This is a genomic window from Cupriavidus sp. FW305-26 (assembly GCF_058787975.1).
The window spans coordinates 1-10,675 of record NZ_JBYTAH010000125.1; the positions used below are offsets into that span (position 1 = coordinate 1).

Here is a 10,675-nt window from a genome sequence, read left to right on the forward strand (position 1 = left end):
ATCCTGTACACCGCCGAGAAGGCCACCTGGATGGCGGGCGAGACCGTGCAGATCCTGGGCGGCAACGGCTATATCAACGAATACCCGGCCGGCCGTCTGTGGCGCGATGCCAAGCTGTACGAGATCGGCGCCGGCACCTCGGAGATCCGCCGCATGCTGATCGGCCGCGAGCTGTTCGCGGAAACCATGTAAGCGCGCCTACCTTCGCCATCTGCCGACCGACAGCACCATCTCGCGGCACACCCAGAAGCACGATATGCCAATCATCGAAACCAAACTGAACGCCCGCTCCGAGTCCTTCAAGGCCAACGCCGAAGCCATGCAGGCCCTGGTAGCCGACCTGGAGGCCAGGATCGCGAAGCTCGCCGAAGGCGGCGGCAAGGACGCGCGCGACAAGCACCTGTCGCGCGGCAAGCTGCTGCCGCGCGACCGCGTGCAGCAACTGCTGGATCCGGGCACCCCGTTCCTGGAGCTGTCGCAGCTTGCTGCGTACGAAATGTACGACGATGCCGCGCCTGGCGCCGGCATCATCACCGGCATCGGCCGCGTGGCCGGGCAGGAGTGCGTGATCGTCTGCAATGACGCCACCGTCAAGGGCGGCACCTACTACCCGATGACGGTCAAGAAGCATGTGCGCGCGCAGGAGATCGCCGAGGAGAACAACCTGCCGTGCATCTACCTGGTCGATTCCGGCGGCGCCAACCTGCCCAATCAGGACGATGTGTTCCCCGACCGCGACCACTTCGGCCGCATCTTCTACAACCAGGCCAACCTGTCCAAGCGGGGCATCCCGCAGATCGCGGTGGTGATGGGCTCGTGCACCGCCGGCGGCGCCTACGTGCCCGCGATGAGCGACGAGTCCATCATCGTCAAGAACCAGGGCACCATCTTCCTGGGCGGCCCGCCGCTGGTGAAGGCCGCCACCGGCGAGGAGGTCAGCGCCGAAGACCTGGGCGGCGCCGACGTGCATACGCGCCTGTCGGGCGTGGCCGACTACTTCGCGCAGAACGACCACCACGCGCTGTCGCTGGCGCGCAATATCGTGCAGCACCTGAACCGCCGCAAGCCGGACCAGATCCGCCTGCACGAGCCGGTCGAGCCGCTGTACCCGGTGGAAGAACTGTACGGCGTGATCCCGACCGACACGCGCAAGCCCTACGACGTGCGCGAGGTGATCGCGCGCCTGGTCGACGGCTCCGAGTTCGACGAGTTCAAGGCGCGCTACGGCACCACGCTGGTGTGCGGCTTCGCGCGCATCTGGGGCTACCCCGTCGGCATCGTCGCCAACAACGGCATCCTGTTCTCCGAATCCGCACTGAAGGGCGCGCACTTCATCGAGCTGTGCTGCCAGCGCAAGATCCCGCTGGTGTTCCTGCAGAACATCACTGGCTTCATGGTCGGGCGCAAGTACGAGAACGAAGGCATCGCGCGCAACGGCGCCAAGATGGTGACCGCGGTGGCCACCGCGCAGGTACCCAAATTCACGGTGATCATCGGCGGCTCGTTCGGCGCCGGCAACTACGGCATGTGCGGGCGCGCCTATTCGCCGCGCTTCCTGTGGATGTGGCCGAACGCGCGCATCTCGGTGATGGGCGGCGAGCAGGCCGCCAGCGTGCTGGCCACGGTGCGCCGCGACGGCATCGAGGGCAAGGGCGGCAAGTGGAGCGCGCAAGAGGAAGAGGCGTTCAAGCAGCCGATCCGCGACCAGTACGAGCACCAGGGCCATCCGTACTACGCCAGTGCGCGCCTGTGGGACGACGGCGTGATCGATCCCGCGCAGACCCGCACCGTGCTGGGCCTGGGACTGTCCGCGAGCCTGAATGCGCCGATCGAGGACATGAAGTTCGGCGTGTTCCGCATGTAATCACGACAAGGAAGACCGATGTTCAACAAGATCCTGATCGCCAACCGCGGGGAAATCGCCTGCCGCGTGGCCGCCACCTGCCGCCGGCTCGGCATCCGCACCGTCGCGGTGTACTCGGATGCCGACGCCGACGCGCGCCACGTCGCCTTCTGCGACGAGGCCGTGCATATCGGCGGCGCGGCCGCGCGCGACAGCTACCTGCGCGCGGACCACATCATCGAGATGGCGAAGGAGGCCGGCGCCCAGGCCATCCACCCCGGCTACGGCTTCCTGTCCGAGAACGAGGCCTTTGCCGAGGCCTGCGCCGCGGCGGGGCTGGTCTTCATCGGCCCGCCGGCGTCCGCCATCCACGCGATGGGCAGCAAGAGCGCGGCCAAGCAATTGATGGAGAAGGCCGCGGTGCCGCTGGTGCCCGGCTACCACGGCGAGGACCAGGGTCCGGCGCTGCTGCGCCGCGAGGCCGACCGCATCGGCTACCCGGTGCTGCTCAAGGCCAGCGCAGGCGGCGGCGGCAAGGGCATGCGCGTGGTCGAGTCGGGCGACGCCTTCGAGGCCGCGCTGGCCTCGGTCAAGCGCGAGGCCAGCGCCAGCTTTGGCGATGACAAGGTACTGGTGGAGAAGTACCTGACGCGCCCGCGCCATATCGAGATCCAGGTGTTTGCCGATACCCATGGCAACTGCGTCTACCTGTTCGAGCGCGACTGCTCGGTGCAGCGCCGCCACCAGAAGGTGCTGGAAGAAGCCCCCGCGCCAGGCATGACCGAGGCGCGCCGCCGCGCCATGGGCGAAGCGGCGGTGGCCGCGGCCAAGGCGGTGGGCTATGTCGGCGCCGGCACGGTCGAGTTCATCGCCAACCAGGACGGCTCGTTCTACTTCATGGAGATGAACACGCGCCTGCAGGTGGAGCACCCCGTTACCGAGATGATCACCGGGCAGGACCTGGTCGAATGGCAGCTGCGCGTCGCCGCCGGCGAAGCGCTGCCGCTCACGCAGGAGCAGCTGCGCATCGACGGCCATGCGCTGGAAGCACGCATCTACGCCGAGAACCCCGACAAACAGTTCCTGCCGTCCACCGGCACGCTGCGCTACCTGCGCACACCGCCGGCGGTGCAGTTCATGCGCGGTGGTGATGTGCATGGCCCGGCCGGCATCCGCATCGACGCCGGCGTGCGCGAAGGCGACACCATCAGCCCCTTCTACGACCCGATGATCGCCAAGCTGATCGTCTGGGGCAAGGACCGCGACGAGGCGCTGGCGCGCATGCGCCAGGCGCTGGCGTCGTATCACGTGGTGGGGCTGTCGACCAACGTGGCCTTCCTGCAGCGGCTGGTGTCGTCGCAGGCGTTCCGCACCGCCGATCTCGATACCGGCCTGATCGAGCGCAACGAAGCCACGCTGTTCCCGCCCGCCGCCCCGGTCGGCCTGGAAGTCATTGCGCTGGCGGTGGCCGCGCTGCTCGACCGCGAGACGCGCGAGCGCCGCGTCGACGCCGCCGACCAGCATTCGCCGTGGACCCATGGCGGCGCGTGGCGGCTGAACGGCGGCGTGTCGCGCACGCTGCGCTTCGGCTATGGCGAGCAGGTGCTGGAGGTGACGCTGAATACCGATGCACGCGGCAGCACGCTGATCTACGCGAACCAGGTTGTGTCCTTCGCCTGCAACTGCCAGGGAGATGAGATCCGCGTCGACCTCGGTACGCGCCACGCGCACGGCCAAGTGCATGCCGACGGCGAGGTGTTTCATGCCTTCCATGCCGGTGGTCACGTAAGCCTGACCTGGCTCGATCCACTGGCGCACGCTGGCGAGGCTGAAAGCGAAGACGGCAAGCTGACCGCGCCGATGCCCGGCAAGGTCATTGCCGTGATGGTCGAGGCGGGCAGCATCGTGACGCGCGGGGCCCCGCTGCTGGTGATGGAGGCCATGAAGATGGAGCACACCATCAACGCACCGGTGGATGGTGTGGTCAGTGAAGTGCTCTATGGGGTTGGCGAGCAAGTGGCTGAAGGGTCGCAGCTCCTGGCGTTTGAAGCCTGATATCGTGGGGAGGTTTCCGGCAATGCAACCAGACAAAGTCAAGATCGTGGAAGTCGGTCCACGCGATGGCCTCCAGAACGAGAAGGCGTTAGTGCCGACCGAGATCAAGGTCGCATTGATCGACCAGCTGACCGAGGCAGGCGCCGGAGATAAAGCGATTGTCGGGGCAAAGACTGAAAGCCGATCAGCCCTTGCAGCGGGTGGCCACGGATCCATCCCCGGCGGCAGCACCATTGACAGTTCCAGGGTGTAACTAGCATCTGTACGGATGCGCACACCAATGAACGGCTGGGGGCTTGGGGCGCAATTGGCAACGGCAATGCGCTCCAAGCGCTCAGCCACTAGTCCGTTGTTCAGCACCGGATACCCTGGCAACCAACCAGCAATGCGAGTCCAGCCGCTTCGGCAAAGTTGGTCAAGCTCACCACCCCAAAATTGCACAGCAGCTCGTAGCTGCTGATTCGCCGGTCGGCCCAGGCCATCACTAATAGGTTGTTGGCAGTGAATAGTTTGGCGCCGGGCCAGTATGCCCAAGCATCGCCATTTGCAGCAGCGGCAGGCGCGCCTTGGCCACCCCGACGGTTTGCACCCGCTCGGCGATTTCGCAACCTTCAAATGCCAGGCCACATGAGCCTAATAGTGCACCAGCGGCCCTGCCGCGACTTAGTTGGCAATCGAAAGTCATATTTTCAGCACTGATGCTAGGCGACGCGAAAAACCGTGCTTGATTCACGTCAACAACTCCTGGCAACCCGAGTCGGGAACCGAACCTTCGCGACTTGACCTACCGCGGCTACATAGAATGGCTACAGGGCGACGGCGTGAAGGGGGCTCGAGATGACCATCATGGAGAACATAGCGATTGCTATCTCGCGTGGGCCGTCATGGCGAGGTGAGCAGACGGAAATGTGCGAGCACAAGGGCATCGGACATCCCGATAGCCTATGCGATGGGGCTGTCGAAGCTGCGGCTCGCGCCTTGTGCCGCGCATACTTCGAAGCCTATGGCGCAGTCCAGCACTTCAATCTGGACAAGGCGCTACTCATCGGCGGCATGAGCGCGCCAAAGTTCGGCGGTGGCAAAGTGCTGCGCTCAACGCGGTTGATAGTATCCGGCCCTGTTACCGAACTTCCGTCGGCCAAGGCCGAGCTAGTTGTCGAGCAGGCCATTCGTGAGTACCTGGCGACATCCTTGGGCGATATTGGCAATGACATCCGGATCGAGCCAATCCTCCGCCCCTCGGCCCCGAACCTCCGGCGCGTGACCAGTGCAGCGTCTCTTTCGCTGTCCAATGACACATCCTTTGGCGTCGGCTATGCGCCACTCTCATCGCTTGAAAGAGCGGTGCTGTTGATTGCCGACCTTCTGCGCTCACGTGCCGACAGGGGAATGTTTGAGGCGGCGGGCCTCGATTACAAGGTGATGGGGAGTCGGCTGGGTGCGCATCACCGTCTCACTCTTGCGCTGGCGTTTGTCGACCGATGCGTCCAAGGCGTCGATGAGTACTTCATCCTCAAGGGCCGGATTGGGTCGTATCTGGCCGAGCACATCGGCACCGACTGTGAGATTGCAATCAATACCCTCGATCGCCGGGATGCTTGCGACGAAAGCGGGATTTACCTGACGGTCACTGGCTTAAGTGCTGAGCATGGTGATGACGGCCAGGTCGGCCGCGGAAACCGGGTCAATGGCCTGATTACCCCCTATCGGCCAATGTCGCTGGAGGCCGCAGCGGGCAAGAACCCGGCGTCACATGTCGGCAAGCTCTACAACGTGCTCGCCCACCGGTTAGCCTCTCACATTCAGGCAAGCGTGGATGGCGCGGATGAAGTCGTCGTCCGGCTTCTCTCCGGAATTGGACGCCCCATCGACCAGCCCCAACTGTTTGCCATTGATGTCGTGGCCGAGCGCGGCCTCTCGAGCGCCCAGGAGCAGCAAGTTCGTGAACTCGCGACGCTACAGCTGGCGCAGCTTCCTGCCTTGGTCAATGAGCTGGTCTATGGCACGGTAGCGGTCTTCTAGGCCCGGTGTATGGGGAGCACAGCAACCTCGGCGCCGGCATCGGCTGGCCGAGCGGCTTCCCAGCCTTCAAACACATACGTCATGCGGCGTTCGACATTCATTCCTGAATCGGCACCCACCGCACCCCCGACCACCCATGAACGCTTGATTGAAATCAAGAAGCAAATCGACTGGTCACCCAGAATGAAAATGTAATTTATGCGCTGCAGCCCCTCTTAAGAGCCCCAAGGAGAGGATGGAATGCCGACCAAGTCCACCACCCCTAATGGGGGGAGTTACGGCCTCACCGAAGCCCAGGCAGCTCCAACGGCCGCCGCAGGCCCAGCCGCCTCGCAGCAGCTCGTGCGTGACCCGGTCTGTGGCATGGAGATCTCCCCACGGGAGGCCGCTACCAGCACGGAGCTCGACCAGAAGCGATACTGGTTCTGCTCTCCACACTGTGAGCAGGTTTTCCTAGCCAACCCGGCGAAATATGTTCTTCACCCCGTTGATAGGCGTAGCTCGGCTGGGCCCTCCCGCAGTCCTAGCCCACCCGGCGTCGCTCCTATCCCTGCGGCGACGCCCGCGCTTGCTTCCCACGCCGCTAAGCAACTCGCCAAGGACCCTATTTGCGGAATGATGGTGGACAAGGCTACGGCCCTCTCCGCCGAGCGTGGCAACCGCAAGTACTACTTCTGCAGCGAGAGCTGCCTTCGGACCTTCGAGTCGCCAGAGAGCGAGTTGAAAGCCATGAGGACGCGCGTGACCATTGCGCTCACGGGCGTGCTCGCGCTGGCGGTGCTGCGGGCTGGCGCCTTCCTGGCACTGGCAGCCGGCGCGACGCTCGTGACTTGGGCCCCGATTCCCGCCTTGCCTTGGTTCACGTGGGGGATGTGGCTATTCCTTCTCGTCACGCCGGTCCAGTTCATTGGCGGCTGGAGCTTCTACAAGGGCGCATGGAACGCCATCCGGACGCGCAATATCAATATGGACTTCCTCATCGCCCTGGGGACATCCGTCGCCTACTTCTACAGCGTAGTAGTGCTGTTCTTTCCGTCCTGGCTGCCCGTCAAGGTCGAAGAGCGAGACGTCTACTTTGAGGTGTCGGCGGTCATTATCGCCTTCGTGCTGCTGGGGAAATACATGGAGGAAATCATCAAGAAGAAATCCTCCGCCGCTGTTCGACGCCTGCTCGACCTGCGCCCCGCCGTCGCTCACGTGCTTCGCGACGGGACGGAGGTGGAAATCCCGGCTGAAAGCATCATGGTGGGCGAAGCGGTCGTTGTACGCCCCGGCGAGAAGATTCCCACTGATGGCAAGGTTATCGATGGCCAATCCAGTGTCGATGAATCGATGCTGACCGGCGAGTCGATGCCCGTGGAAAAGAAGCCTGGTGCCGCTGTCATTGGCGGCACGCTAAACCGCAGTGGCGCCTTCACCTTCCAGGCCACAAAAATCGGAGCGGACACCGCTCTCGCTCAGATTATCAGGATGGTCGAGGACGCCCAGGCCAGCACCGCGCAGATTCAGAGACTGGCGGACCAGGTCACCGGCTACTTCGTACCTGCGGTTGTTTCGGTCGCGATGCTGGCATTAGTGGGATGGACCGTCGCCGGTCATTTTCCGCAGGGACTGCTCGCATTCGTGGCTGTTCTGATTATCTCCTGCCCCTGCGCGCTAGGCGTCGCCACGCCAGCAGCGCTGATGGTCGGCGTCGGCAAGGGCGCGGACAACGGCATCCTGATACGCGGCGGTGAAGTGCTGGAGCGGGCCGAGAAGCTCACCGCGGTTGTCTTTGACAAGACCGGGACGATTACGCGCGGAGAGCCGACCTTGACCGATGTCATCCCCTTTTCTGGGCGAGAGAAATCTGACCTGCTGACTCTTGCTGCCGCTGTGGAAGCCGGGTCCGAGCACCCTTTGGGAGAAGCCATCGTGCGCGCCGCACAGTATCGCGCGCTCACCACTCCCAAGGCAGCCAGCATCAGCGCATTGTCTGGCATGGGCATTCAGGGCCTCGTCGACGGTCAGCAAGTCTGGCTGGGCAACCGGCGTCTCTTTGCACGCCAAGGCATCCCAATCGAATCGGCCGAATCTGTACTCGGGAAGCTCGAGGCCGATGGCAAGACAGCCATGCTGGTCGGCGCCGGCACACAATTGCTCGGCGTAGTGGCCGTGGCTGACACAGTGAAACCGGAAGCGAGCGAGGCAATCGCGGCATTGAAGGCGCGCGCCATCAAGGTTGTGCTACTGAGCGGTGACAACCGCCGCACCGCCGAGGCAATCGGCCGGCAGGTTGGCATTGAGCATGTCATTGCCGAGGTGATGCCGGAAGACAAGGTCGAGACCATTCACGCATTACAGAAGCAAGGGGAGGTCGTGGCCATGGTGGGAGACGGCGTCAATGACGCACCGGCGCTTGCCGCAGCGGACATCGGCATTGCCATCGGCTCAGGCTCGGATGTCGCGAAGGAAACTGGGAGCATCATCCTCATTCGCGATGATGTGCGTGACGTGGTTGCCGCCATTGAGCTGTCCCGCGCGACGATGCGCAAAATCAAACAGAACCTCTTCTGGGCGTTCATCTACAACACCATCGGCATCCCTATCGCCGCACTTGGACTCCTGAACCCCATCTTTGCCGCAGCAGCAATGGCACTGTCCTCGTTGAGTGTGGTAGCCAACTCCGCATTGCTGAAGCGTGTACGACTTGGCTCCAGAATTGCCAGCCTGGAGGCGAGATGAAACACCCGGTGGCATGGATTTGCGCTGCCTTTGCAATGCTACTCGCGGCAGCTATCGTCTACCGGTTTGGGCTGACACCGTTCACCATACTGGTTGGCCTACTCCTGCTGTCCTGTCCGGTCGTTGTGGTGTGGTTGAGTCTTCGCCTTTCGCGACAGTGCGAGCGCGATATACGAAACGCAGTTGAGCGTGAACGCCAAGACAAAGGTTGAAGAGAGGGTCTATGAACTGGTTATCACAGAGTCTCACTTGGCTCCTGCTTGGCGGAACGGCGAACAGTTTTTCAGCAAGACCAAGCGAGATACATACACCGACGTCATCGGCACCATGGCTGCTGCCAGGCGGTACGGCGTTCGCTTTATAGGAGGAAAACATGAACCACGACCACAACGGTCATGAGCGGCCTGGCGACGCACTGCGCACCGTGGCCAGGTCCAAGCTGGTCATGATTGGCTTTCTGCTGGTGATTGCCTACTTCCTATGGACTGAACACCGGGCACACGTCATTCAGTTCCTGCCATTTCTTCTGCTGGCCGCCTGCCCCTTAATGCACATCTTCATGCACGGTGGAGATGGACATGGACACAGTCACGGACCGGATGACGCCACCAAGGACACGAACGCCAAAGGAGAGCGATGATGCAACCCGAAACACAATCCAGCTACGGTCTCTGGTCGCTGGTCATTATCAACTCAGCTGTCTTCATCATCTTCGCCTTCAGCTTCACCAAGCCGAAGACCCAGCGCGACTGGCGCTCGTTTGGCGCGTTCTCCGCGTTCATTGTGGCGCTCTTTACAGAGATGTATGGCATCCCCCTGAGTATCTATCTCCTGCTACCGTGGCTTTCGGCGAAGTTCCCGGGAATCGACTTCCTCTCGCATGATGCCGGTCATCTTCCGGAGATGATTTTCGGCTGGAGGGGCAACCCGCACCTGGGGCCATTTCACATCGCCAGCGACATCTTGATTTTTGGCGGTTTCATCATGCTGTCTTCCGCCTGGCGCATTCTGTACCTGGCCCAGCAGCAGCACCGCCTGGCGACCACGGGTCTCTATGCGCGCATGAGGCACCCCCAGTATGTCGCGTTCGTCCTGATTATGTTCGGCTTCCTCCTGCAGTGGCCGACGATAGTCACTCTGGTGATGTTCCCCATCCTGGTCTGGATGTATGTTCGGCTGGCCAAGTCGGAGGAGCAGGACGCACTGGCCGAGTTCGGGCAAGCATATGAGGAATATCGCCAAAAGACACCAGCGTTCATTCCGCATATCTCAGCCCGAGATGTTCCGCGGACGCGTCCTCATTGAATTCAACCGTCATCTTCCTTGCACCCGGAGGCTGCCATGAAACCCTTCAAGACTGGTTTGACGCTATCCGCCACGGTCGTGCTGTTCTACGTTCTATGCACGCTCGTCTGGATGGTTCTTCCTGAGCCCTTCATGAATTTCATGAACGCGCTCTTTCACGGGCTCGATTTCCGGCGCCTTCAGACCGGCGAATCAGTATCGTGGTGGTCCATCATCTATCCAGCCTTTGTGTTTGCGGTGTGGTTCTTCGCTGCCGGGGCATTCTTTGCATGGTTACACAACAGCCTTCAAGGAGAGACCTGATACCAAGAATGGCGATATGACTCCAAGTCCTTGCGCCACAGCTCTTTACGAGCTCGTGTCACCACTGGCATTGAGACTCTGCTCCCCAAGCCACAGGTCGAAGAGATGTTGCGCCAGGGAAAGGGAGACCACCCCTACTCCACGCTTCGGGTCAACGACCCCAATCTGGTCCAGGACCTCGAAGCTGCCAATGCCTCGGCAACGCAAAGAGTACAGCGAGAGTACTGCGCGAATCATTGATGCAGAAGTGCGGACGATTCTGGGCGACGCCAGTCAGCGGGTGAAGCAAACATTGCTGGCAAACCGGCACAAGCCAGACGCGCTGGCAAAGCTACTGCTCGAACAGGAGGTCGTAGACCGACCTTCGCTGGAGCTGTTGCTCAACGAAAAAGTTACCCCGCTTTCACCTGGAAAGCCCCACCC

General features: G+C 62.4%; 9 protein-coding genes and 2 pseudogenes. 10 read left to right on the forward strand and 1 reads right to left on the reverse strand.

Going from position 1 to position 10,675, the window contains the following annotated elements; all coding sequences use genetic code 11:
- The 4 genes and pseudogenes from AC3WQZ_RS34665 to AC3WQZ_RS34680 all read left to right on the forward strand — a co-directional run.
- On the forward strand, positions 1–192 hold a 192-nt coding region (locus AC3WQZ_RS34665), incomplete at its 5' end, for an acyl-CoA dehydrogenase family protein (protein WP_492299503.1).
- Positions 193–256: 64 nt separating this feature from the next.
- Complete coding sequence (locus AC3WQZ_RS34670) at positions 257–1,864, forward strand: carboxyl transferase domain-containing protein (protein ID WP_010813234.1); 1,608 nt, start codon at positions 257–259, stop codon at positions 1,862–1,864.
- Positions 1,865–1,882: 18 nt separating this feature from the next.
- Positions 1,883–3,898, forward strand: coding sequence for an acetyl/propionyl/methylcrotonyl-CoA carboxylase subunit alpha (locus AC3WQZ_RS34675; RefSeq protein WP_492302078.1), 2,016 nt, complete (start codon positions 1,883–1,885; stop codon positions 3,896–3,898).
- Positions 3,899–3,920: 22 nt separating this feature from the next.
- Positions 3,921–4,040, forward strand: a pseudogene (locus AC3WQZ_RS34680) (hydroxymethylglutaryl-CoA lyase); the annotation flags it as partial.
- Positions 4,041–4,382: 342 nt separating this feature from the next.
- Here AC3WQZ_RS34680 and AC3WQZ_RS34685 read toward each other — a convergent pair.
- Entirely contained in the window at positions 4,383–4,631 is a 249-nt protein-coding gene (locus tag AC3WQZ_RS34685; protein WP_143010718.1) for a hypothetical protein, read from the reverse strand.
- Positions 4,632–4,735: 104 nt separating this feature from the next.
- Between AC3WQZ_RS34685 and AC3WQZ_RS34690 the strand changes: the two genes are divergently transcribed.
- The 6 genes and pseudogenes from AC3WQZ_RS34690 to AC3WQZ_RS34715 form a co-directional block, all read left to right on the forward strand.
- The gene (locus tag AC3WQZ_RS34690) at positions 4,736–5,920 is read left to right on the forward strand and encodes a methionine adenosyltransferase (protein ID WP_058698036.1); all 1,185 of its coding nucleotides are present in this window, start codon (positions 4,736–4,738) and stop codon (positions 5,918–5,920) included.
- 240 nt (positions 5,921–6,160) lie between these two features.
- Positions 6,161–8,644 carry a heavy metal translocating P-type ATPase gene (locus AC3WQZ_RS34695; RefSeq protein ID WP_081050289.1) on the forward strand — a complete coding sequence of 828 codons (2,484 nt, stop codon included), beginning with the start codon at positions 6,161–6,163 and terminating at the stop codon, positions 8,642–8,644.
- A 373-nt stretch (positions 8,645–9,017) separates the two neighbouring features.
- Positions 9,018–9,284 carry a DUF2933 domain-containing protein gene (locus AC3WQZ_RS34700; RefSeq protein WP_492302079.1) on the forward strand — a complete coding sequence of 89 codons (267 nt, stop codon included), beginning with the start codon at positions 9,018–9,020 and terminating at the stop codon, positions 9,282–9,284.
- The gene (locus AC3WQZ_RS34705) at positions 9,284–9,949 is read left to right on the forward strand and encodes a methyltransferase family protein (protein WP_010809983.1); all 666 of its coding nucleotides are present in this window, start codon (positions 9,284–9,286) and stop codon (positions 9,947–9,949) included. The genes AC3WQZ_RS34700 and AC3WQZ_RS34705 overlap by 1 nt, the downstream gene beginning before the upstream one ends.
- A gap of 36 nt (positions 9,950–9,985) precedes the next feature.
- Positions 9,986–10,252 (forward strand): DUF5676 family membrane protein, encoded by a 267-nt coding sequence (locus AC3WQZ_RS34710; protein WP_010809982.1) that lies wholly within the window; start codon positions 9,986–9,988, stop codon positions 10,250–10,252.
- Between the two features lie 190 nt (positions 10,253–10,442).
- Positions 10,443–10,675, forward strand: a pseudogene (locus tag AC3WQZ_RS34715) (ATP-dependent zinc metalloprotease FtsH); the annotation flags it as partial.

Excerpts from the sequence above, each read along its gene's own strand:
- AC3WQZ_RS34670 (WP_010813234.1), top strand. The coding sequence starts at position 257 with ATGCCAATCATCGAAACCAAACTGAACGCCCGCTCCGAGTCCTTCAAG.
- AC3WQZ_RS34675 (WP_492302078.1), top strand. The coding sequence starts at position 1,883 with ATGTTCAACAAGATCCTGATCGCCAACCGCGGGGAAATCGCCTGCCGC.
- AC3WQZ_RS34690 (WP_058698036.1), top strand. The coding sequence starts at position 4,736 with ATGACCATCATGGAGAACATAGCGATTGCTATCTCGCGTGGGCCGTCA.
- AC3WQZ_RS34695 (WP_081050289.1), top strand. The coding sequence starts at position 6,161 with ATGCCGACCAAGTCCACCACCCCTAATGGGGGGAGTTACGGCCTCACC.
- AC3WQZ_RS34700 (WP_492302079.1), top strand. The coding sequence starts at position 9,018 with ATGAACCACGACCACAACGGTCATGAGCGGCCTGGCGACGCACTGCGC.
- AC3WQZ_RS34705 (WP_010809983.1), top strand. The coding sequence starts at position 9,284 with ATGCAACCCGAAACACAATCCAGCTACGGTCTCTGGTCGCTGGTCATT.
- AC3WQZ_RS34710 (WP_010809982.1), top strand. The coding sequence starts at position 9,986 with ATGAAACCCTTCAAGACTGGTTTGACGCTATCCGCCACGGTCGTGCTG.